This window comes from Bradyrhizobium sp. BWC-3-1 (assembly GCF_032917965.1).
GTDB lineage: Bacteria > Pseudomonadota > Alphaproteobacteria > Rhizobiales > Xanthobacteraceae > Bradyrhizobium > Bradyrhizobium canariense_D.
Window position 1 is genome coordinate 8025592 of the sequence record NZ_CP136625.1, and the last position, 23467, is coordinate 8049058.

21 protein-coding genes are annotated in these 23467 nt (G+C 64.7%); 9 read left to right on the forward strand and 12 right to left on the reverse strand.

All coding sequences use genetic code 11. The features are described from left to right. Positions 1–13: 13 nt before the first annotated feature. From RX329_RS38480 to RX329_RS38495, 4 genes are all read right to left on the reverse strand, one after another. Positions 14–1153 (reverse strand): AAA family ATPase, encoded by a 1140-nt coding sequence (locus RX329_RS38480; RefSeq protein ID WP_085361605.1) that lies wholly within the window; start codon positions 1151–1153, stop codon positions 14–16. Positions 1154–1415: 262 nt separating this feature from the next. Further along, positions 1416–4568, reverse strand: a complete 3153-nt coding sequence (locus RX329_RS38485) for an efflux RND transporter permease subunit (protein WP_085361606.1) — start codon at positions 4566–4568, stop codon at positions 1416–1418. Between the two features lie 6 nt (positions 4569–4574). Continuing rightward, positions 4575–5768 (reverse strand): efflux RND transporter periplasmic adaptor subunit, encoded by a 1194-nt coding sequence (locus RX329_RS38490; protein WP_085351844.1) that lies wholly within the window; start codon positions 5766–5768, stop codon positions 4575–4577. 231 nt (positions 5769–5999) lie between these two features. Beyond that, a complete protein-coding gene (locus RX329_RS38495) occupies positions 6000–7019 on the reverse strand; it encodes an SAM-dependent methyltransferase (RefSeq protein WP_085385084.1) in 1020 nt (339 codons plus the stop codon). Positions 7020–7237: 218 nt separating this feature from the next. Here RX329_RS38495 and RX329_RS38500 point away from each other — a divergent pair, with 218 nt between their 5' ends. The 4 genes from RX329_RS38500 (at position 7238) to RX329_RS38515 (ending at position 10065) form a co-directional block, all read left to right on the forward strand. Then, entirely contained in the window at positions 7238–8257 is a 1020-nt protein-coding gene (locus RX329_RS38500) for a flagellar motor protein MotA (RefSeq protein ID WP_018454614.1), read from the forward strand. Positions 8258–8261: 4 nt separating this feature from the next. After that, complete coding sequence (locus tag RX329_RS38505; RefSeq protein ID WP_085361609.1) at positions 8262–9290, forward strand: peptidoglycan -binding protein; 1029 nt, start codon at positions 8262–8264, stop codon at positions 9288–9290. Then, entirely contained in the window at positions 9290–9736 is a 447-nt protein-coding gene (locus RX329_RS38510; RefSeq protein ID WP_085361610.1) for a GNAT family N-acetyltransferase, read from the forward strand. The genes RX329_RS38505 and RX329_RS38510 overlap by 1 nt, the downstream gene beginning before the upstream one ends. A gap of 110 nt (positions 9737–9846) precedes the next feature. After that, complete coding sequence (locus tag RX329_RS38515; RefSeq protein ID WP_018454617.1) at positions 9847–10065, forward strand: hypothetical protein; 219 nt, start codon at positions 9847–9849, stop codon at positions 10063–10065. A 15-nt stretch (positions 10066–10080) separates the two neighbouring features. Here the strand turns inward: RX329_RS38515 and RX329_RS38520 are convergent, their stop codons facing one another. The 4 genes from RX329_RS38520 to RX329_RS38535 form a co-directional block, all read right to left on the reverse strand. Then, complete coding sequence (locus RX329_RS38520; RefSeq protein ID WP_157642917.1) at positions 10081–10251, reverse strand: hypothetical protein; 171 nt, start codon at positions 10249–10251, stop codon at positions 10081–10083. Positions 10252–10398: 147 nt separating this feature from the next. Then, positions 10399–10572, reverse strand: coding sequence for a hypothetical protein (locus tag RX329_RS38525; RefSeq protein ID WP_162847278.1), 174 nt, complete (start codon positions 10570–10572; stop codon positions 10399–10401). A gap of 25 nt (positions 10573–10597) precedes the next feature. Beyond that, a complete protein-coding gene (locus RX329_RS38530; RefSeq protein ID WP_085361611.1) occupies positions 10598–10807 on the reverse strand; it encodes a hypothetical protein in 210 nt (69 codons plus the stop codon). 413 nt (positions 10808–11220) lie between these two features. After that, positions 11221–13047 (reverse strand): ABC transporter ATP-binding protein/permease, encoded by a 1827-nt coding sequence (locus tag RX329_RS38535; protein WP_085351760.1) that lies wholly within the window; start codon positions 13045–13047, stop codon positions 11221–11223. A 212-nt stretch (positions 13048–13259) separates the two neighbouring features. Between RX329_RS38535 and rpmE the strand changes: the two genes are divergently transcribed. Then, positions 13260–13487 carry a 50S ribosomal protein L31 gene (gene rpmE, locus RX329_RS38540; protein WP_018454622.1) on the forward strand — a complete coding sequence of 76 codons (228 nt, stop codon included), beginning with the start codon at positions 13260–13262 and terminating at the stop codon, positions 13485–13487. 88 nt (positions 13488–13575) lie between these two features. Here the strand turns inward: rpmE and RX329_RS38545 are convergent, their stop codons facing one another. Further along, positions 13576–14085 carry a DUF1465 family protein gene (locus RX329_RS38545; RefSeq protein ID WP_085361612.1) on the reverse strand — a complete coding sequence of 170 codons (510 nt, stop codon included), beginning with the start codon at positions 14083–14085 and terminating at the stop codon, positions 13576–13578. Between the two features lie 532 nt (positions 14086–14617). Continuing rightward, positions 14618–14809, reverse strand: a complete 192-nt coding sequence (locus RX329_RS38550) for a DUF1192 domain-containing protein (RefSeq protein ID WP_007605502.1) — start codon at positions 14807–14809, stop codon at positions 14618–14620. Between the two features lie 111 nt (positions 14810–14920). Between RX329_RS38550 and RX329_RS38555 the strand changes: the two genes are divergently transcribed. Together RX329_RS38555 and RX329_RS38560 are read left to right on the forward strand one after the other, a co-directional pair. Next, positions 14921–15919 (forward strand): NAD(P)H-quinone oxidoreductase, encoded by a 999-nt coding sequence (locus RX329_RS38555; RefSeq protein WP_085385083.1) that lies wholly within the window; start codon positions 14921–14923, stop codon positions 15917–15919. A 154-nt stretch (positions 15920–16073) separates the two neighbouring features. Further along, positions 16074–18950: an EAL domain-containing protein gene (locus RX329_RS38560; RefSeq protein ID WP_026232774.1), complete on the forward strand. Its 2877-nt coding sequence runs from the start codon at positions 16074–16076 to the stop codon at positions 18948–18950. A gap of 12 nt (positions 18951–18962) precedes the next feature. On the opposite strand, the gene RX329_RS38565 is transcribed toward RX329_RS38560, so the two are convergent. Continuing rightward, entirely contained in the window at positions 18963–19232 is a 270-nt protein-coding gene (locus RX329_RS38565) for a hypothetical protein (protein WP_018454627.1), read from the reverse strand. Between the two features lie 144 nt (positions 19233–19376). Between RX329_RS38565 and RX329_RS38570 the strand changes: the two genes are divergently transcribed. Further along, positions 19377–20873, forward strand: a complete 1497-nt coding sequence (locus tag RX329_RS38570; RefSeq protein WP_085385082.1) for a diguanylate cyclase — start codon at positions 19377–19379, stop codon at positions 20871–20873. 106 nt (positions 20874–20979) lie between these two features. Here RX329_RS38570 and RX329_RS38575 read toward each other — a convergent pair whose 3' ends face one another. Beyond that, positions 20980–21855 carry a UTP--glucose-1-phosphate uridylyltransferase gene (locus tag RX329_RS38575; RefSeq protein WP_085351843.1) on the reverse strand — a complete coding sequence of 292 codons (876 nt, stop codon included), beginning with the start codon at positions 21853–21855 and terminating at the stop codon, positions 20980–20982. Between the two features lie 203 nt (positions 21856–22058). Between RX329_RS38575 and RX329_RS38580 the strand changes: the two genes are divergently transcribed. Continuing rightward, on the forward strand, positions 22059–23456 hold the full coding sequence (locus RX329_RS38580; protein ID WP_198957649.1) for a lytic murein transglycosylase: 1398 nt from the start codon (positions 22059–22061) through the stop codon (positions 23454–23456). Positions 23457–23467: the final 11 nt, after the last annotated feature.

Sequence of the window (23467 nt, forward strand, 5' to 3'; positions counted from 1 at the left end):
CGATCGACGACGGTTAGGAATCGTCGTCCTCATCGTCCTCGTCGGCTTCGTCGTCGCGATATTCACCGCCGATGGTCAGGCCCTCGATCGCCGTGGCGCCTTTCGACTTGATCACCCGGCGGAGCGGGACCGAACTCTCGCTTCGCAGTGCGTCCATCAACTGTTCCGAATGGGTGACAATCCAGATGTCGGCGCGGCGCGATGCCTTGGCGATGAGCCGGGCCAGCGGCGCAAGCAGCGACGGATGCAGGCTGGTCTCGGGTTCGTTCAGCGCAATGAACGGCGGCAGCCGATAGCCCATGAATACCGCGAGCAGGCAGATGTATTTCAGCGTCCCGTCGGATAGTTCATGAGCCCTGAACGGCCGCGGCATATCCGGCAATTGCAGATCGAATTCACACCTGCCATTTTCTTCCCATGCGCGGAGTTCGGCACCCGGGAATGCATCCTGGATCGCGTCCTGCAGGTCGTTGGCGTCTTCCCGAATGACATAGAGGGTCGCCAGGGTGGCAGCCAGATCGATGCCATCGGCGCTGAGCGAGGGCGTTGCGATCGCCAGACAAGGCTTTCGTATCGGTGACGCCGGATCAGTGCGAAAGTCATGATAGAATCGCCAGCCCAGCATTGCATTTCTGATCAGGTCGATTTCCGGGCATTGCTTGCCATCGGAAAAAGCCGCAAGCGCGGTCTCTGACGGCAGCACCGCATCCTTGTGAGCGTTCCAGGCGCCACTCTCGCCGCGGACGCTGATGAGCGAGTTTATCCGCTCCATCAGCTTGACCGTGCGTTTGCCGCGCGTCGTTTCGATCGTTTCGGCCTTGATCATCGGCTCGCCGGAAAATGCCGCCTGAAGCGGGCTGGGAAATCCGAGCTCGATGGAATATCTCATGCCGTCGAATGTCGCCGACAGCCGCAGCCGCCCGTCTTCGCCTCGCTTGCGTATGCCGGACCAGCAGACCGAATTCAAACCGCCTTCATCGGCGATCGTGCGGGTGATCTGACCGGTCGCCGCGTCGCGCAACAGCGACAAGGACTTGTAGAGATTGGACTTGCCGACTCCATTTTCGCCGACGAACACCGACAGGGGATGGATGGGTATGGAGAGCCGCCGAATGGAGCGATAGTTCGAGATCGCAATGTCGGTCGGACGCATCACATGCTCTCAATCGGCGGGCTATCTCCGCATTCGCAGTAAGGTGCGAATACGATGTTTCAATCCAGGGGTGCAGTCTGGATTGAGGCCTCCGAGAAATCAAGCCGACCGATCCGGCGTTCAATGGCCGACTCTCACCAGCGCAAACCCGACGGTCATCATCCGCGAAGGCGGATGATCCAGTATTCCAGAGACGCCGCTCGGATACGGAAAGGCCGCGGGGTACGGCATGCCCCGCCTGCGCGGGGCATGACACCTCACCTTACAGCTTGGCCGGCGCCGGCGGCCCGTACATCTCGCCCTGCTTCGCCGCCTTCTCCCGATCCCCGCCCAGCACGCGCTGCACCGAGACGAAGAACACCGGCACCATCAGCAGCGCCAGGATCACTACCGCGATCATGCCGCCCATCACGACACTGCCGAGCGCCTGCTGGCTGGCGCCGCCGGCGCCATGGGCGATGGCCATCGGCAGCACGCCGCAGATGAAGGCAAGGCCGGTCATCAGGATCGGGCGGAAGCGCAGGCGGCAGGCCTCGATGGTGGCGTCCACCAGCGGCTTGCCTTCTTTTCGAAGATCCTTGGCGAACTCGATGATCAAGATCGCGTCCTTGGCCGCAAGGCCAATGATGGTGATCAGGCCGACGGTGAAATAGACGTCGTTGGGCAGGCCGCGCAGCATCGCTGCGACCACGGCGCCGACGATGCCGAGCGGCACGGTGAGCAGCACCGCGAGCGGAATGGTCCAGCTCTCGTAGAGCGCGGCCAGGCACAGGAACACCACGAATACCGAGAGCCCGAGCAGGAACGGCGCCTGCGAGCCCGACAGCTTCTCCTGGAGCGACTGTCCGGTCCATTCATAGCCGAAGCCGCGCGGCAGCTTGCCGGCGAGCCGTTCCATCTCGGCGATGGCATCGCCTGAAGTGAAGCCGGGTTTCGCCTCGCCGGAGATGCGCACCGCCGGATAGTAGTTGAAGCCGGCGATCTGCGTCGGTCCGCGCGCCCATTCCACGGTGGTAAAGGACGAGAATGGCACGAGCTGGCCGCGGCTGTTCTTGACGTTGTAGTTGAGGATGTCCTCGGTCCGCATGCGGTCGCGGGCATCGGCCTGCACCACGACACGCTGCATGCGGCCGCGGTTCGGGAAGTCGTTGATGTAGTTCGAGCCGAGATTGGTCGAGATCGTATTGTTGATGTCCTCGAAGGTGACGCCGAAGGCGCCCGCCTTTTCGCGGTCGATCACGAGATTGACCACGCCGGCCTCGGGCAGGCCTTCGACATAGACCTTCTGAAGCACAGCGCTCGCATTGGCCTCCGCGATCAACTGATCGGCGGCGCGCATCAAGGCCGGATAACCCTTCTGGCCGCGGTCCTGGAGACGGAACGAGAAGCCCGAGGAGTTGCCGAGATTGTCGATCGGCGGCGGCTGCAGCGCGGAGATTTTTGCGTCGCGGATCGACGACGACAAATCGCGGTTGATGTCGGCGACGATCGCGGCCGCAGAATCCTTCGGCCCGCGTTCCGACCAGTCCTTCAGGGTGATGAAGGCCTGCGCGGTGTTCATGCCCTGGCCGGAGAAGCTGAAGCCGGTGAGGAAGGTGACGTTGTCGACGCCCGGACGCTGCGCCAGGTATTTTTCCACTTTCTCGATCACCGCCTCGGTCCGGCCGTAGGACGAGTCCGACGGCGTCTGCACGTCGGTGGTGACGAAGCCCTGGTCGTCGACGGGCAGGAAGCCGCCGGGCAGATTGACGAAGGCCCAGGACAGGCCGGCGAGCAGCGCGACATAGACCAGCATCAAGCGGCCGGTGCGCTTCAGCGAGAAGCCGACGGTGCGGGAATATCCCTCCTTGCTGCCGTCGAGCATGCGGTTGAACCAGCCGAACACGCCCTTCTTGGCATGGCCATGACCGGCCGCGACGGGCTTGAGCAGCGTCGCACACAGTGCCGGCGTCAGCGACAGCGCGAGGAAGGCCGAGAAGCCGATCGCGGCGACCATGGTCACGGAGAACTGGCGGTAGATGATGCCGACCGAGCCCGGGAAGAACGCCATCGGCACGAACACGGCCATCAAGACCAGCGTGATACCGATGATGGCGCCGGTGATCTGCGACATCGCTTTCCGGGTCGCTTCCTTGGGCGGCAGGCCCTCCTCGGCCATGATGCGCTCGACGTTCTCGACTACGACGATGGCATCGTCGACGAGGATGCCGACGGCGAGCACCATGCCGAACATCGAGAGCATGTTGATGGAATAGCCGGCGAGCAGCAGCGTGGTACAGGCGCCCAGCAGCGCCACCGGCACCACGATGGTCGGAATGATGGTGTAGCGGATGTTCTGCAGGAACAGGAACATCACCACGAACACCAGCACGATGGCTTCGACCAGCGTCGACAACACCTTCTTGATCGAGGCCTCGACCACGGGCGTGATGTTGTATGGAATCTCGTAGCCGATATTGGCCGGGAAGAAGCGAGACAGCTCCTTCATCTTCTCTTCGACGGCGCTCGCGGTCGCCAGCGCATTGCCGGTCGGCGACATCAGCACGGAAAGACCGGCGGTCGGCTTGCCATCGAGACGGGTGTTGAACTGGTAGCTGAGGCCGCCGACCTCGATCCGCGCGACATCGCGCAGCCGCACGGTCGAGCCGTCGGCATTGGCGCGCAGGATGATGGTGCCGAATTCATCCGGGGACGAGAGCTGGCCCTTGACCAGCACCAGCGCGGAGGTGCGCTGGGTCGAGGTCGACGGCTCGGCGCCGATGCTGCCGGAAGCGACCTGCGCGTTCTGCGCGGCAATGGCCTTGTTGACGTCGTCGGCGGTCAGACCATAGCCGACCAGCTTTGCCGGATCGACCCAGACGCGCAGGCTGCGTTCGGTCGAATACAGCGTGGCGCGTCCGACGCCGGGGATGCGGCGGATCTCGCCGAGCACGTTCCGGATCATGAAGTCGCCGAGGCCGACTTCATCCAGGCTGCCGTCGGTCGAGTTCAGCGTGATGATCTGGAGCACCGCGCTGGAGGCCTCCTCGATCAGAATGCCCTGCTGGATCACCGCGCGCGGCAGCCGCGCCTCGACGCGCTTGATGCGGTTCTGCACCTCGACCGAGGCGGCGCTGGTATCGGTGCCCGGCACGAAATTGGCGATGATCTCGACCTGGCCGAGCGAGTCGCTGGTCGATTCGAAATTGAGGATGCCGGAGGCGCCGTTGAGCTCCTCCTCGATCAGCCGCGTGACGCTGTTGTAGAGGTTCTCGGGCGAGGCACCGGGATAGCTGGTCGAGATCGAGATCGAGGGCGGCGCGATGATCGGGTACTGCGCGATCGGCAACAGCGGAATCGAAATTGCGCCGACCAGACAGATGAACAGCGCGACGACCCAGGCGAAGATCGGCCTGTCGATGAAGAAGCTCGCCATGGTCTATTACCGCATCAGCTTCTGGGCGTGCCGGTTGTCGGCGGTCGCATCCGCTTCCGACCAGGATTGCGGCTTGACCTTGTCGCCGGCGGCGAACTTCTGGAAGCCTTCGACCACGACCTTGTCGCCAGCCTTCAGGCCGTCGGTGACGAACCAGATGCCGTCCTGCACCGAACCGGTGCGCACCGGCTGCACCGAGATGCGATTGTCGTCCTTGACGACGAACACCTCGCTGCCGCCGCCGCCATTGCGCTGAATCGCCTGCTGCGGCACGGCGATCGCATCGCTATCGAGACCCTGGTCGATGCGGACGCGGACATACATGCCCGGCAGCAGCTCGCGCTTCGGATTGCGGAACTCACCACGCAAGGTCACCTGACCGGTATTGGCGTCGACCTTGGCATCCGAAAACAGCAACTTGCCGTCGAGCGAGTAGAGGGTGTTGTCGTCGAGCACGAGATGCACCTTGGCGGCGTCGGGCGCGATGCGCTCGAGGTCACCGCTCTCGAAGGCGCGGCGGAGCTGGTTGAGCTCGTTCACCGACTGGGTGAAGTCGGCGTAGATCGGATCGAGCTGCTGAATGGTGGCCAGATTGGTCTCGTTCTGAACCGCGAGCGCGCCCTCGCTGACCAGGGCGGCACCGACGACGCCGTCGATCGGCGCGCGTACGGTGGCATAGTCGAGATTGAGCTTTGCGCGCGCGAGATCGGCCTTGCGGCCCTCGACCTCGGCATGGGCCTGGCGCTCGGCCGCGATCGCCTTCTCGTTCTCGGCTTCGGGCGCGGCGCGCTGGCTGGTGAGCGTGGCGATGCGGCGCGCCTGCTGCTGGGACTGCATCAACGCGGCCTCGGCCTTGGCGACCGCAGCCTCGTTGGCCATCACCTCGACCTCGAACGGACGCGGATCGATCCGATACAGTGGATCGCCGGCCTTCACCTCGCTGCCCTGCCGGAACAGGCGCTCGACCACGATGCCGGACACGCGCGGCCGCACGTCGGAGACGCGCGTCGGCGCAATGCGGCCCGGCAGCTCGCGCACCACGGCACGCGGCTGCGGCTTGACGATGACGATGCTGACGTCGGGGTCGTTGGGCTGGGCGGCTGAAATGGCGGAGCTGGATTCGTCGCAGCCCGCCAACAGCGGCGTAAAGGCCGCGAGCATCATTGCAACGCATGCCGATCGCGCGCGAAGTCCTGACATGAAATGGGGTGCCCCGATATTGTTGAAACCGATCACGCTCGGCGCGAGGCCCGTTCTGGGCCATAGCACGCGGCTGATGCGGTCAAAATAGAGCGGACGTGCTGCGACGCAACGCACCTTGCGGGCGGCCCAATGTCACACGGCCTAGGGTGCTGAGTTCACGGCGTTTTTCGCGTCTCACCCGATTGTGAGTCCGGTTCCATCACCGCGTGCTGCGTCAGAAGACCGCAATTACCCCGCCGCCTTCATCCGGTAGTGGCTGACGCCCCACTCGGTTCCGTCGGCATAGCCGAACAGGCCCGAGGTCGCGAGAAAGAACCAGCGCCAGCGTCGCATTCGCTGGGCGGTCTCCTCGCCATGGATGTTGCGTAAGGCCGCCTCGACGGCGTCGCGATGCGCGTCGAAATTTGCGAGCCAGTCGTTGGCGGTGCGCTGATAGTGCGTGCCGCTCCAGCACCATTCCTTCTCGACGGTGAAAATATCGTCGAATTGCCTGACGAGGTGATGGCTCGGCATCAGCCCGCCCGTGGAGACGCGCTGCGCGATCCAGTCGTCGCGATCGGCCCGGTCGAACAGGTGAGAGCCGGAGCGATGGGCGACGATGTGCATGAAGAACCGCCCCTCCGGCGCGAGCCATGATCGCAAGCGCGTCATCAGCTTGCGCCAGTTCATCACGTGCTCGAACATCTCGACCGACACGATGCGGTCGAATTGCCCGTCGGGCGCGAACACGTTGATGTCGGCGCAGATCACCCGCAGGTTGAGGAGACCGCGCAGCCGCGCCTCTTCCTCGATATGGGCGCGCTGCGCCTGCGAGCTCGACACCGCCGTCACCTTGGCGTGCGGAAACTGCCGCGCCATCCACAGCGACAGCGAGCCCCAGCCGCAGCCGAGCTCGAGGATGGTCTGACCATCGGCGAGAGCGGCATGCTCGGCGGTCTGGCGCTGCGCCTCCTCCTCGGCCTCCCGCAAGGTGGTCGCGTCGGTCTTGTAGAAGCAGCAGGAGTATTTGCGGTTGGGACCGAGCACCTTCGCAAAGAACGAAGCGGGCACCTCGTCGTGCTCGGCATCCGCGTCCTCGGCGATCGGCCGCAGCATCATCCGCCCGGCGAAGGCGGCATCGTCCGCCCCGCCCAGCGCGGACAGGCGCGTCACCGTGCGCGAGCACAGGCGCTGGATCGCCGCGCGGATCACGACATCAGGCAACGGCACCCGTTCGGCAGTCCCGATGATCGCGGACACGACGCTCATGCGACGACTCCGTCTTGGGCGGCGGGTTTTGGCGCCAGGGGAAAAAGTGCGACTTGAACCTGTGGAATGCCGACGATTTGCAAAGTACGTCCTTACCAAAGCCCGGTTTCAGCTTTGGGTTCCCCAGCTCTGCCCGAAATCGGCGCATCCGGCGCTTTTTTTGGGCTGGCGCTGTGCCATAGTGCGCCCCGCAAGCAAGTTAACGGATGATACCGGCCATGCCGCCAGGCGCCTCGCCCCGCTCCTCCCTCGACATCGAATACACCAAGCTTTCCTCGCCCAGCGTCTTTCTGGTGCGGATGCTGGTCTTCCTGGTGCTCTGCACCCTGGTGGGCGTGGTGCTCTATAAGCAGATCATCCAGGCCTTCTTCGCCAATCCCGGCCTCAATGCCCTGATCGGCGGCGTGCTGTTCATCGGCATCATCCTGGCCTTCCGCCAGGTGATCCGGCTGTATCCCGAAGTCTCCTGGGTCAACAATTTCCGCATCGCCGATCCCGGCCTTGCGCCCGCCCGCCACCCCAAGCTGCTGGCGCCGATGGCGATGATCCTCGGCGGCGAGCGCACCGGGCGGATGTCGATCACCCAGACCACCATGCGGCACCTGCTCGATTCGATCGCGACCCGCCTCGACGAGGCCCGCGACATCTCCCGCTACATGACCGGGCTGCTGGTCTTCCTCGGCCTGCTCGGCACCTTCTGGGGCCTGATCGAAACGGTCGGCTCGGTCGGCAAGGTGATCGACGGGCTCAAGGTCGGCGGAGATTCCGGCGCCCTGTTCGACACGCTGAAGGAGGGGCTGGCCGCCCCACTCGGCGGCATGGGCATCTCGTTCTCGAGCTCGCTGTTCGGCCTCGCCGGCTCGCTGATCCTGGGCTTCCTCGACCTGCAATCGAGCCAGGCGCAGAACCGTTTCTACACCGACCTCGAAGACTGGCTTGCCACCACCGTGCGCGAATATGGCAGCGGCGAGGTGGCTGTTGCCGGCACTGGCGGTGGCATTGCCAGCGGCGAGCTTCAGGCCGTCGTCGAGCGCTTACGCTCCGTGCTCGAGGAAGGCAGCGGCAGCCGCGGCACCACCGCGGCGATGGCGAGCCTCGCCGAAGCCATCCAGGCGCTGGTCTCGCATATGCGGACCGAGCAGCAGATGATCCGCGAATGGGCCGACGGCCAGGGCGAGCAGAACCGCGAGATCCGGCGCCTGCTGGAGCGCATCGCGCGTCAGCCCGAGAAGGGTTAGCGACATGGCACTGGCGCGCGGTCGCCGCGGCGATACCTCCTTCAACTACTGGCCCGGCTTCGTCGACGCGCTGTCGACGCTGGTGCTGTCGATCGTGTTCCTGCTGTCGGTGTTCCTGGTCGTGCAGTTCTTCCTGTCGCAGGAGGTCACCGGCAAGGACAAGGCGCTGGAGCAGCTCAACGCCAAGATCGCGCAGCTCAACGAATTACTGTCGCTGGAGAAGCTCGGCAAGCTCACGCTCGACGACCAGGTCTCGTCGCTGAAGGCCGGCCTCGCTTCGGCCGAGAGCGAGCGCGACCGCATCAAGGGCCTCTATGAGGGGCTCGCCGCGGCCGGCAACGATGCGCAAGGCAAGTCCTCCGAGCTCGGCAAGGCGCTGGATTCCGAGAAGGCGGTTTCGGCCCGGGCGCTGGCGCAGATCGAGGTGCTGAACCAGCAGATCAGCGCGCTGCGGCGGCAATTGGCCGCGCTGGAAGAGGCGCTCGACGTTAGCGAGAAGCGCGACAAGGAATCGCAAAATCGCATCGCCGACCTGGGCTCTCGCCTGAATGTCGCCCTGGCGCAGCGCGTGCAGGAATTGTCGCGCTATCGCTCGGAATTCTTCGGCCGCCTGCGCGCCATCCTCGGCAACCGCCCCGACATCCGCATCGTCGGCGATCGCTTCGTATTCCAGTCCGAAGTTTTCTTCGACACCGGACAGGCGGTGCTGCTGCCCGAAGGCCGCGCCGAGCTCGACACGCTCGCAACCGCGCTGATCGATCTCGACAAGAAAATCCCGAACGAGATCCCCTGGGTGCTGCGTGTCGACGGCCATACCGACGTGCGCCCAGTCAACGGTCCGAACTTCAAGTCGAACTGGGACCTCTCGGCCGCGCGCTCGATCTCCGTGGTGCAGTACCTGATCTCGCTCGGCGTGTCGGCCCAGCGCCTGGTCGCCGCCGGCTTCGGCGAATTCCAGCCGCTCGACACGGCCAACACCGAGGAAGCCTACAAGCGCAACCGCCGCATCGAGCTGAAGCTGACGGAGCGGTAGTGAGCGCCCTCCACCTCCGCCCTTACCGTCCCGAGGACGAGGCCGCCTCGATTGACCTGTGGCATCGCACCTGGCAGCAGGCCTATCCGCAGATCGACTTCGCGGCCCGCCTGGACTGGTGGCGCGAGCGCTGGCGCAAGGAGCTGGTGCCGAAGGCTTCGATCGTGGTCGCGGAGCAGGACGGCGCGCTGACCGGCTTCGTCACCATCGACGGCGACGGTTATCTCGACCAGCTCGTGGTCGATCCCGCGCACTGGGGCTCGGACGCGGCGCGGCTGCTGGTGGATGAGGCCAAGCGCCTGTCACCGGCGGGCGTGACACTGCTTGTCAACAAGGACAACAGCCGCGCCATCCGCTTCTACGAGCGCAACGGCTTCGCGCATGCCGGCGACGAGGTGAACCCGACCTCGGGACGTCCGGTGCTGAAGATGATTTGGCAACCTTAGATTCTGGCGATCTTGATTCTGGACGCGTGACGGCCGTCACGTCGGGATCCCAGGACGTCAGCTAGTCGTTGTGCCCGCAAGTTGCGCCGGCAAGCGGATGGAGATGACCGATGAAATTGAGCGATCTGGCCAAGGGGTCTTCGGTCCTGCTCGGCGTCATCGTCGCCGGATATGTTTCGACGAGCTATGTCGACCAGCACCTCGCCACGCCGGTCAAGACGACGAGTGCTCCGACGAATGGCCTTGGGCCATCGGCCTGCGTTGATGAGGACGGGAGCTGGAAGAACTGGCCATGGCCGAACGTGCCGGCGCTGTCGCCGAAGTGCTGATAAGCAGTGCTGCCGTCAACTCGCCGCGGTGCGCTCTCGGCTCAAGCGGAGTTCAAGCTCGAACTGCCAGCTTTCGGCTTGGCGGATCGCGCGTTGGCTGTCTTCGCGAAGCCGGATCGACTCATCGATCGCTCGCTGCGCCCGCTCCAAAAGTTCGTGGGTTTCCTTGCTGAATGGCGGGGCCATGAGGCGCACTCCCATTGAGGCGGGAGCACAAATCATCTCTCAGGCACCGACGCCTACGGACGAGCCTTTGGCCGGCGATACCTGATTAGGCGCCACATCCGGGGGAACTGCAAGGTTCATCCACTCGGCTCAGGGGCGCGGGCTGCCCTATCCGAAATTCCGGAAGCCCACGATGGGCAATCCGAAACTCAGCACAACGATGACGCCGCTACCAGCGACAACAAGCAGCGCCGCTTTCCACCCCGCAAGGCCGCGCTTTTGCTGTCGAATAGCGAACAGGATGAGGAGGATGAACAGTACCGGACCGATCAGAACAATCATTCACAACACCGTCCACTCCGTCAGCTCAACGAACAACGCCTGCCGCATCGTTCTTGCTAGGAATCACCCAATCGATTGCGAGCAGGCAACTTTCGACGACAATGAAGGCGGCCAGACCGCCGAGCCAACCGAAGAAGACCACGGAAAAGGTAGCAAGCAAGAGCGCGCAGAAGACGTCGGCGACAAGCTTGCCGTTGCGCTCGCCTCGGGTCTGGTCGGCTGTCGAATAAGGCATTTGGCTTCTCCTGGGTCGGCCCGAACCCTAGCTTCAGCAGCCGCGGCCGTCCACTCCCTCCGCGCGCGCCAACGCTGTCCGAAATTCCTGAAGCCAACGACGAGCATTCCGAAACTCATCAAAACGACGACGCCCATGTTCTGCGACAGCCAGCAGCGCCGCTTCCATCGATCACCTTACGATGTGGCCGATTCGAATCGCGCAGCCGATCAGATCGACAAATGTCCGCTATCGACCCGGCTACGAAGGGAGACCACGTGGTGCGACGCCCTCGCCAAAAGCTCCGCTGTCATTCCCCGCGGAGGCGGGGAATCCAGTACGCCGCGGCTTATCGCTTGATCACTTCCGTCTCGATCGCCCGCCTGCGCGGGGGATGACAGCCTGAATGAAGCGGCAGTCCAGACTACCTCGCCTCACGCCCCCTCGAACTGCAACCTCGCCAGCCTGGCATAGAGCCCGTTCGCAGCGACGAGCTCCGCATGCGTGCCCTGCTCGACGATCCGGCCCTGGTCCATCACCAGGATGCGGTCGCACGACAAGACGGTTGCGAGGCGGTGCGCGATGACGAGCGTGGTGCGGTGGCGCATCAGCTCTTCCAGCGCGGTCTGCACCAGCGTCTCGCTTTCGGCATCGAGCGCGGAGGTGGCTTCATCGAGCAGCAGCAGCGGCGCATCGCGCAGGATCGCACGCGCAATCGCGATGCGCTGGCGCTGGCCGCCGGACAGCGTCACGCCGCGCTCGCCGAGCGGGGTGTCGAAACCTTCGGGCAGACGGCGGATGAACTCGGCGGCGTGCGCGAGCTCGGCCGCGCGCTCGACCTCGGCATCGGTGGCATCGGGTCGGCCGAAGCGGATGTTGTCGCGGGCACTGGCCGCGAACACGTTGGATTCCTGCGGCACCAGCGCGATACGCGAACGGAATTCGCGGGGATCGGCGGATTTGACCGGCACGCCGTCGAGCGAGATCGCGCCGCTGCGCGGATCGTAGAAGCGCAACAAGAGATGAAAGATCGTGCTCTTGCCGGCGCCGGACGGACCGACGATCGCGACTTTCTCGCCGGGACGCACGGCGAACGACACGGCATCGAGCACATTGACGTCGCGCCGCGCCGGATAGGCGAAGCTGACATGGTCGAAGCCGACTTCGCCGCGCGCCGGCACCGGCAGCGCGCGCGGCGAAGCGGGCGCCGTGATGTCGGGCTGCACATGCAGGATCTCGAACAGGCGCTCGGCAGCGCCTGATGCCGCCGAGATCTCGCCCCAGACTTCGCTGAGCTGGCCGAGGCCGGCCGCGGCGAAGGCCGCATAGAGCACGAACTGGCCGAGCCGGCCCGGCGTGATGGTGCCGGTCAGCACGTCGTGCGAGCCGATCCAGAGGATCGCGACCACGCTTGCGAACACGATGAAGATGATGATGGCGGTGAGCACGGCACGGGCCTGCGTGGAGGTGCGCGCGGCTTCATAGGCCTGCTCGACCTCGCCGCCGAAGCGCTTCTCGGCGAGGCTCTCGCTGGTATAGGCCTGCACGGTACGGATCGCACCGACCAGCTCGCTCGCATAGGCGGAGGCCTCGGCCAGCGTGTCCTGCGCATTGCGCGACAGACGGCGCACCCAGCGCCCGAAGGCGACCAGCGGCAGCACGATCAGGGGAATGGCGAGCAGCACGAAGCCCGACAGCCGCGGGCTGGTGATCACCATCATCGCCGCGGCACCGAAGAACATCATCAGATTGCGCAGCGCGATCGAGACCGAGGCGCCGACGGAGGATTTGATCTGGGTGGTGTCGGCGGTGAGGCGCGACACCAGCTCGCCGCTGCGCGCGGAATCGAAGAAGGCCGGCGACAGCGACAGCAGATGGGCGAAGACGTCACGCCTGAGATCGGCGACGATGCGCTCGCCGATCGTCATCACGAGGTAGTAGCGCGCGGCACTCGCCAGCGCGAGCACGGCGACGACGGCGATCATCACCGAGAAGTAGCTGTTGATCAGCTCGATGCCCTCAGGCGTCAGGCCGAAATCGATCATCCTGCGCACCGCGACCGGCACCAGCAGGGTGGTCAGTGCCGCGATCGTCAGCGCGACGAAGGCCAGCGCCGCCCGGCCGCGATAGCGGGCGACATAGGGCGCGAGCGCCAACAGCGGCCGCAGCTTCGCGCGGCTCTTCGCCGGCGCCTCGATCAGGTCGGCCTCGATCGACGGGGCTTCCGCGGACCCGGTTTCAAGCCGTTCTACTGCGCTCATGAGATCCGACCAAAAGACAAAGAGAGGTGCTCCGCTCCAGATAGGCCGGGCGAGCGGGAGTGGCAAATCCGGGATGTCCCTTAGGGGGCCGCCCGGTCCCCTACTAAGGCCCTGCAATGGCTTGTTTTACAGGGCCTCGTGGGGTATAGACCGCGCCAAATCCGTCATTCGATAGCCACTCAAGTGAGGCGCCGGGGCGCCGAGGAATTGCCATGAAAGCCGAAATTCACCCGAACTATCATACGATTAAGGTCGTGATGACCGACGGAACCGAGTACCTGACCCGCTCCACCTGGGGCAAGGAAGGCGACACGCTGAACCTCGACATCGACCCCAAGTCGCACCCGGCCTGGACCGGCGGCAACGCGCAGCTGCTGGATCGCGGCGGCCGCGTCTCGCGCTTCCAGAAGAAGTTTTCGGGCTTTCTCAAAAAGGATTGATCCGGCCCCTCGAGGCTGGAGACGAAAACGCCCCCGGAGAGCCGGGGGCGTTTTTTGTTTTGGGGGCGCTCGTCGCAGTGACGGGAGCTTACCGCTCGAACGCCGCCTTCAACGCGTTGAGATGCGGCACCAGCGGGTTGCCGATCGAGGAATGATCGACCGGCGGGGTGTGGATGGTGGTGTCCAGGCGGCGCACGCGAGTCTGGAGGCTCATCGAGCGATGGATCAGATCCTGGAGCTGCGACGGCAGCTTCTCGATGGTGTCGGTGGGACCGGGATCGGCGGCGGAGAGCTTGACCTTGGTCTTTTCGCGATTGGCCTGGCCCAGCGTCATCTCGCCTTCCTTCACGGCGCGATGCAGCAGCAGCCACGAGGCGAGCTGCATCAGGCGGGTGGTCAGGCGCATGCTCTCGGTCGCATAGGTGAGGCTGACGGCACGATCGAGCGCCTTGGCCTCGGAGCGGCCGGCGCCATCGAGATAGGCGGCGGTCTCCTCGACCAGGTCCATGCCCTCACGGAACAGAACGCCGAACGCCGCAGAATTGGTGAACCGCTCGCTGAGTTGAACGAGAGCGCCTTCGGCTTGCAAACGTTCCATGGTTAACGCCCCTTACGCAACTGTCTGACTGCCCGGCTTTGGCACCGGCTTATGATGAACAAATCATTGCGCGGGCCGGACGCCGAGTCCAGTGACAAGCGCGGATATGGTTTCCGCGGGTCTTTGCCCGGAATTCAACCGGTGCGAGACGAAAAAAAGCGGAGCTGGGCGCAAAAAAAAGAGCCGCCGGAAAACCGGCGGCTTTGAAAGTTGATAACAGGGAGGCGTCAAACAGAGTGGACAGGAGCCACTCGGTGTCCAAACAAGGACAGTTCCCAGTCATAAACTCGAAAGCTTAATGTGGAGTAAACGAGCGATTATCTTGAGGGTTCGTTAGCCATGTCGGTCAGTGGCGAGTGAGCTGCGGAACAAACTCTCCCCGTCGCCCCGGCCTAGTGCGCAATTGCGCACGGGGGGCCCTTAGCCACAGGGAAAAGTCGTCGCGCGAGCCGGCAACTCCGAGTCTTCGGAAAACTGCTCGCACGGCGTATGGGTCCCGGCCTCCGCCGGGACGACAGCTATTGTTTCGAGCCTACTTCTTGAAAACGCTGTTGGCCGCATCGCGCGAGGCGCGTTTCTTTGTTGCGGCTTCTTCCAATCTTGCGATCTCGCCCTTGAGCAGCGCGATGCGCTCGGTCAGTTCTTCCACCGACAACAGTGAGAGATCCTGTCCGATGTCATGGCTGATCTTCTTGCGCGGGCGGTCGTCGTCTTCCATCGCCATCCTGGTTCCTCCTGCGTTCGCCTCACAAGCGGCTGAGGCGGTTGCCAGCCTGCACCCCGCTGGCTAAGCAATGGCCTCGTTCCATCCCGCACCTTTGCTCAAGGACACATCATGGACAAGCTGCCCGCGCAAATGACCGTGGTCGCCATCTCGAAACCCGGCGGACCGGAAGTGCTGGTGCCGGAACAACGGGCGCTGCCGCAGCCCGGCCCCGACGAGATCCTAGTCAAGGTGCAGGCCGCCGGCGTCAACCGGCCCGACGTCGCGCAGCGCTCCGGCGCCTATCCGCCGCCGCCCGGCGCCAGCGACCTGCCCGGCCTCGAAATCGCCGGCGAAGTGGTGGCCGTCGGCAGCAACGCCAAGCGGCACAAGATCGGTGACAAGGTGATGTCGCTGGTCGCCGGTGGCGGTTATGCGCAGTACTGCATCGCGCAGGACGGTCAGGCGATGAGCGTGCCGCCGTCGCTGTCGATCAAGGAAGCCGGCGCACTGCCGGAAACACTGATGACGGTCTGGCACAATGTGTTCGAGCGCGGCGCCCTGAAGGCCGGCGAGACGCTGCTGATCCACGGCGGCTCTTCCGGCATCGGCACCATGGCGATCCAGCTCGCAAAAGCTTTCGACGCCAAGGTGATCGTCACCGTGGGATCGCAGGACAAGATCGATGCCTGCCTCAAGCTCGGCGCGGATCGTGCCATCAACTACAAGACCGAAGACTTCGTCGCCGTGGTCAAGGCGGAGACCAACAATGCCGGCGCCAATCTGATCCTCGACATGGTCGCCGGCGACTATGTCGATCGCAACTATGACGCCGCAGCGCTCGACGGCCGCATCGTGCAGATCGCGACCCTCAACGGGCCCAAGGTCACCGTCAACATCGCCAAGGTGATGGTGAAGCGCCTGACCCATACCGGCTCGACGCTGCGCCCCCGTAGTAATGCGGACAAGGCGGCGATGGTGGCCGCGATCGAGGCGAAAGTGATGCCGCTTTTGCGCGAAGGCCGCGTCAAGCCGCTGATGGACAGCACTTTCCCGCTGGAAAAGGCATCCGACGCGCACCGGCGGATGGAAACCTCGGCACATATTGGCAAAATTGTGTTGGAGGTCTAGGCCAACGGCCCACAGGGCAAGCCGGAAACCCTTTGATTTTCCTTGCTTTCGTGGCATCTATCGCGACGCACCGAACCACCTTGTTCCGTTCGGAAAACGCCGTGCACCGAAGAGCCTGCACCGAAGAGTTTGCGTCGAACGCGGAGAACTGACCTTGCGTCTGATCAGGTGCCTCGCGCCCATAGCGCTGGGCCTCATGATTCTCGTCTGCGCGTTCCCGGCGCGCGCGCTGGACGCTGTCAGCGTCCGCGGTGACGCGCCCGCGATCGACCTCACCGGCGTGCTCGAGCATCAGCGCAGCGACGCCGACCGCATCCAGGTCTCGACCGCGCCCGGCACCGACGGCATCGTCCGCCGCATCGAGGTGCGCGCCCGCGAAGGCGGCCAGAACTGGGTGGTGTTCGCGCTCGCCAACAACACCGACGACCAGCTCGACCGCCTGATCGTCGCCCCGCATTACCGTATCGTCTCCTCGGGGCTGCTGTGGCCCGACCTCGGGCTGTCGCGCATCGCGACCATCACGCCCTCGACCGGCGACCGGCCGGAGCGGCAGGAGAGCCCGACCGCCGACGTCTTCCGCGTCACCCTCGATCCCGGCGCGGTCGTCACCTTCGTCGCGGAGCTGCGCACCGACAAGCTGCCGCAGCTCTATCTGTGGGAGCCGGAATCCTACAAGGACAAGGTCAACTCGTTCACGCTGTACCAGGGCATCGTGATCGGCATCTCCGGCTTGCTGGCGCTGGTGCTGACAATCCTGTTCGTGGTCAAGGGCAGCATCATGTTCCCGGCCGCCGCGGCGCTGGCCTGGGCGGTGTTGGTCTATATCGGCGTCGATTTCGGCTTCTGGGGCAAGGTGCTCGACATGTCGAACAACGCCGAGCGCATCTGGCGCGCGGCGGGTGAGGCGATCCTGGCGGCGACGCTGCTGGTGTTCCTGTTCGCCTATCTCAATCTCAGTCGATGGCACGTGCGCTATTCCCACATCACCGTGGGCTGGCTCGCGTTCCTGGGATCACTGGTGGCGCTGGCCCTGTTCGACCCTGCGGTGGCCTCCGGCATCGCGCGCATATCGCTGGTGCTGATTGCCTTCGCCGGCTTCGCGCTGATCGTCTATCTCTCCACCCACGGCTTCGACCGCGCTGTGCTGCTGATCCCGACCTGGTTCCTGCTGGTGGTCTGGGTGGTCGCGGCCGGCATGACGGTCGCAGGCTCCGTCACCAACGACATCGTCGGCCCTGCGCTGCTCGGCGGCCTCGTGCTGATCGTGATGCTGATCGGCTTCACGGTGATGCAGCATGCGTTCGCCGGCGGCGGCGCCACCACCGGCGTCGTCTCCGACATCGAGCGCCGCGCGCTGGCGCTGGCCGGTTCCGGCGATTTGATCTGGGACTGGGACGTGTCCGCCGACAAGGTCTTTACCAGCCCTGAGACCGAGGCCCTGCTCGGCCTCAAGCGCGGCACGCTGGAAGGCCCGGCCGCCTCCTGGCTCGAAGTGCTGCACCCGCTCGACCAGGACCGTTTCCGCGCCGCGCTCGACAGCGTGCTCGACCAGCGCCGCGGCCGCTTGGTGCAGGATTTCCGCCTGCGCACGCCGGACGGTCACTTCATGTGGTTCGCGCTGAAGGCGCGCCCGGTGGTCGGCTCCGACGGCGAGGTCTCGCGCGTGGTCGGCACCCTCACCGACGTCACCGAGCTGCGCAACGCCGAGGAGCGCCTGCTGCACGATTCGGTGCATGACAATCTCACCGGCCTGCCCAACCGCAAGCTGTTCATGGACCGGCTCGGCGCCGTCGCGCATTTCGCCAAGACCATGCCGACGCTGCGGCCGACGCTGATGGTGATCGACCTCGACCGCTTCAAGCAGGTCAACGATTCCGTCGGCATCGCGGTCGGCGATTCCATCCTGCTGACGCTGGCCCGCCGCCTCACCCGCATCCTGAAGCCGCAGGATACACTGGCGCGGCTCGCCGGCGACCAGTTCGGCTTGATCCTGCTCTCGGAGCAGGACCCCGCCCGCATCACCGCCTTCGCCGAGACCATCCGCAAGACCATCCGCGCGCCGATCGCCTTCAACGAACGCGAGATCTTTCTCACGGCCTCGATCGGCCTCGCCTTGTCCGATCCGCAAGTTCAGCTCACGGACGAGATCATCAAGGACGCCGAGCTCGCGATGTATCACTCCAAGCGCATCGGCGGCGACCGCATCGACGTCTACAAGTCCGCGATGCGCGCGCGAAAAACCGACCGGCTGACGCTGGAGAGCGAACTGCGCCGCGCCATCGAGCGGCAGGAGCTCACGATCCTGTACCAGCCGATCGTGCGGCTTGAAGACCGTTCGGTCGCCGGCTTCGAGGCGCTGGTGCGCTGGGATCATCCCAAGCTCGGACGCATGGCGCCCTCGGAATTCATCACCATCGCGGAAGAGACTGGCCTGATCATCGACCTTGGCATGTTCGTGCTCGACCAGACCGCCAAGCAGCTCTCGATCTGGCAGCGCGCGATGCGCTCGCGCGAGCCGATCTTCGCATCGGTCAACGTCTCCTCGCGGCAATTGCTGCGCCACGATCTGATCCACGACATCCGCACCGTGCTGTCGCGCTCCTCGGTCGCGCGCGGCACGCTGAAGCTGGAGCTGACGGAATCGCTGGTGATGGAGAATCCGGAGCACGCGGCGCAGATGCTGACGCGCATCCGCGAACTCGGCACCGGGCTGTCGCTCGACGATTTCGGCACCGGCCATTCGTCACTGGCCTATCTGCAGCGCTTCCCGTTCGACACCATCAAGATCGACCAGTCCTTCGTGCGCACCACCAACCGCGGCACCCGCCCGGTGATCCTGAAGTCCATCATCGCGCTCGCGCACGACCTCGGCATGGACGTGGTCGCCGAAGGTGCCGAGACCGATTCCGACGCGGTCGAGCTCTACCAGATGGGCTGCGAATACGCGCAAGGGTTTGCCTTTGGCGAACCCATGGATGCCGACGCCGCGATGCGCCTGCTCACGGAAGTGCGCCTGGAAGCGGCGAGCTAGCTTCCCTTCGCCTCACCCAGGCCTGCGCCGGTCACTCTTCAGCTTGGTGAACCGCACGCTCGCACCGTCCGGCATCCGCATCGCCTTGAAACCCGCGGCGAGGCAGGCTTCGCGTTGCGGCATCTGGATATCCGGGCTGCGCAGGCTGTCCCACCATGAGGCACGATTCGCCGCGCGCGGCAGGGCCGCGCCGATAATCTCTTCGATCTGTTCATAGGTCAGCACGAATTCCGCCTGCTTCTGCCGCATCAGATAATCGCGCAACGCGTCGTAGTCGTTCACCGCTGTCCTCTTCGCTGGTCGAAGCTCCGCTTTGCCCAAAAACGTGAGCCGCGGAAACCAATTTTTAACTCATTCCGGCAGCGCCGTCCCGGCTTAAACACTACTCAAGCTTTCGGGCGCATTCACTGGTGTCGGGAGCAAACGATGTTGTCTCGATGGCGCGACGTCACGGCCCGCCGGCCATGGCGGCTTTCGGCGAAGCTGCTGATCATCTCGTCCGTGGTGACGGTGATCGGCTTTTCCGCCATTTGCGTCAACGTCATGCTGGACATGCGCCGCGGCGAGGAGGCGCTCGCCCGCCAGACGCTGGAAAACCTGGCGACGACCATCGAGTCCGACGTCAGCCGCAACATCGAGATCTACGATCTGGCCCTTAAGGCGGTCGCCAGCAACATGCTGCTGCCGGAAATCGCCACGGTCTCGAAGCCGATCCGTCACCTCATCCTGTTCGACCATTCGACCACGGCGAGGCATTTCGGCGCGATCCAGGTGTTCGACGCCGACGGCCGGTTGACCATTGACGCCTCGACGCTCGATCCCGTTGTCGTGAACCGGGGCGACGAGGATTACTTCAAGGCCCATCGGGACAATCCGCAAGCCGGGCTCTTCATCAGCCGTCCCATGCTGTTCCGCGGCGCTTATTCGATCGTGCTGAGCCGGCGCATCAGCGACACCGACGGCGGCTTCCTCGGCGTCGTCGCCGGCTCGATCCGCTTCAGCTATTTCCACGAATTGTTCGAGCGGCTGAGCCTCGATCCCGACGATACCATCACCGTGCTCAGGCGCGACCGTACCGTCATGATGCGGCGGCCGTTTGATCTCGACGTGATCGGCACGAATCTGGCCGACCGGCCGGTCTGGAAGGCCGAAAATCTGAAGGTCGGCAGCGCATTCGCCGGACAGGGGCCGATCGACGGCACGCCGCGGCTCTATGTCCGCAGCGGTGGGACCAGCCCGCTATTCGTGGTGGCAGGTAAGCCACTGAACACCGTGTTCGAGCTCTGGCAGAGGGAAGCCTACCGCATCGGCGCCGTGGTCGTGGCGCTCAGCCTGTTCATGCTGGCATCGACGCTGGTGCTCGCGCGCGAGATCGGCCGGCGCGCCGAGGCCGAGCGCAAGCTCGAGCAGATGGCGACGACCGACGCGCTCACCGGTCTGAAGAACCGCCGCAAGTTCGACCAGGTGATCGACGTCGAATGGCGCCGCGCGATGCGGCAGCAGACGCCGATCGCGCTGTTGATGATCGATGCCGATCACTTCAAGGCCTACAACGACACGTTCGGCCACCAGGCCGGCGACCAGGTGCTGGTCGGCATCGCCATCTGCATTTCCGATTCGGTGAGCCGCGCCGGCGACTGCGCCGCGCGCTATGGCGGTGAGGAATTCGCCGTGCTGCTGCCGGGCACCTCGGTCACGGACGCCCTCCTGGTGGCCGAGAAGATCCGCGCCAAGGTGCAGGGATGGTCCGACGACCACACGAGCTCCACGGTGTCCTGCGGCATCGCGAGCCTCGTTCCCACCACCGGCATGGACTGGCCGATCCTGGTCGCCGCCGCCGACAAGGCGCTCTACGCCGCAAAAGCCGGCGGCCGCAACCAGTCGGTGGTCGCAAGCTTGCCGAAGCTGTCGCTAGTGGCGTGAGGGTTTCGTTTCGTCATTGCGAGCGAAGCGAAGCAATCCAGACTGTCTCCGCGAAGACAGCCTGGATTGCTTCGTCGCTTCGCTCCTCGCAATGACGATCGGAGCGCTACTGCCCCAAATACTTCTTCATTTCCGCAATGAGCCCGTCACGCAGCTCCGGCCGCTTCAGTCCGTAGGCGATGTTGGCGCGGAGGAAGCCGGGCTTGGAGCCGCAATCATGGCGCTCGCCCTCGAACTCGACGCCGTAGAAGCTTTGCGATCTGGCGAGGCCGATCATGGCATCGGTGAGCTGGATCTCTCCGCCGGCGCCGCGCTCCTGGGTCTCCAGGATCTTGAAGATCTCCGGCTGCAGGATGTAGCGGCCGGTGATCGAGAGGTTGGAGGGCGCGGTGCCCTTGGCCGGCTTCTCGACCATGCCGTCGACCTCGAACATCTTGCCGGTGCGTTTGCCGACGCCGCAGATGCCGTATTGATGGGTCAGATGGTCGGGCACCGCCTCGACCGCGATGACGTTGGATTTTTCGCCGAGCTTGCTGGCGGTGTCGATCATCTGCTTCAGGCAGCCGGGCGAATTGAGCACGAGTTCGTCCGGCAGCACGACCGCGAACGGTTCGTTGCCGACGATGTCGCGTGCGCACCAGACCGCGTGACCGAGGCCGAGCGGCGCCTGCTGGCGGGTGAAGCTGACGGCGCCGGCCTCCGGCTGGTTCTGCGCCAGAACGTCCTGCTCGGTCTTCTTGCCGCGCGCGGCCAGCGTCGCATCGAGCTCGAACATCCGGTCGAAATGATCTTCGATGACATTTTTGTTGCGGCCGGTGACAAAGATGAAGTGCTCGATGCCGGCTTCCCGGGCCTCGTCATAGACGTACTGGATCAGCGGCTTGTCGACGATCGTCAGCATTTCCTTCGGCATCGCCTTGGTGGCGGGCAGGACGCGGGTGCCGAGGCCGGCAACGGGAAATACGGCTTTGCGGATTTTCATGGGATTGATCGAATACCTGAGGAACACGTGAAGGGAGCAATGGCATCTTGCTAGCTTGTTTGCAGCCGCCAACAAAGGCGGATGTGGGGCCTCATCCTCACAGAGTTAAGAAAAAGGCCACCATCAAAATTTCACCTTTGTTAAGCTGTTGGCAACCGTAACCAGGCCTCCTGAGGGCGGATTTTGGCCGGACAGGTGTGGACATGATGCAATCAATGGCAGGGCTGGCAAAACGGGGCGGGTCCGTGACCGGTGCGACGATGATTGCGACCGCCCTGCTGTTCCCACTTCCCGCCAGCGCGCAGGCTCAGAACGGTTTGTCCAATCTGTTCGGCGGTATTTTCTCCGGCCCGAACCAGGCGCCTTCGCCAGCAGCGCCCGGGCCCAGCGGCGCTCAAACGGGAGTTCAACCTTGGACCGGCGAGGATGGCGCCTCCGGGCATCCGCTGATGACAGCCGCCGCGATCCGAGAGGCCGCGGGTAACTTCAACAATTGCGTCGCAGGCATGTGGCCCGATGCCGCACGGCGCAACATCACGCAGGAAGATTTCCAGCGCTTCACGGCAGGCCTCGCGCCCGATCTGCGCATCATGGACCTGATGGATTCGCAGCCCGAGTTCACCAAGTCGATTTGGGATTATCTCGACATCCTCGTGAACGACAACCGCCTCGCCAAGGGCCGCGAGGTCCTGGCCAAATACAAGGCGCAGTTCGAGGCCACCGAAAAAGCCACCGGCGTCGATCGTTATGTCATCGCCTCGATCTGGGGCATCGAGTCCAACTACTCGACGCAGATGGGCGACCGCAGCGTGCTGCAATCGACCGCGACGCTCGCCTGCATCGGCCGCCGCCAGGCTTACTTCAAGGACGAATTCCTCTCCGCGCTGGAGATCCTCAACCGCGGCGATCTCAGGCCCGAACAATTGCGCGGCTCCTGGGCCGGCGCCTTCGGCCCGACCCAGTTCATGCCGACCGCATTCAAGCGCTTTGCCGTGGACGGCGACGGCGACGGCCGGCGTGACGTCGTCGACAATCCCTCCGACCTGATTGCGTCGACCGCCAACAATCTGAAGAAGGACGGCTGGCAGGCCGGCCAGACCTGGGGCTACGAGGTCGTGGTGCCCCAAGGCTTCAACTACATGCTGGCCGACCGCGCCAAGGCGATGACGGTAGCGCAGTGGGAGAAGCTCGGCCTCAAGCGCCCGACCAACCAGCCCTTCCCGCATCCAGCCGAGAAGGCCTATCTGCTGGCGCCGGCCGGTGCCCAAGGGCCCGGCTTCCTGATGCTGCAGAACTTCCGGGTCATCATGAAGTACAACCCGGCCGAGGCCTATGCGCTGGCGATTGGCCATTTCGCCGATCGCCTCCGCGGCGGCCAGCCGTTCGTTCAGCCCTGGCCGCGGCAGGAACGGGAGCTGTCCCGGACCGAGCGGCTGGAACTCCAGCAGCTGCTGGCCCAGCGCGGCTTCTACAAGGGCACCCCGGACGGCCAGTTCGGCGGCCAGACCCGGGAAGCCCTGCGCAACTTCCAGGCCTCGATCGGGGTCCCCGCGGACGGATTTGCCTCCTCTGATGCGCTGAATCGGCTGCGCGGGCAATAAAATCGCGCCGA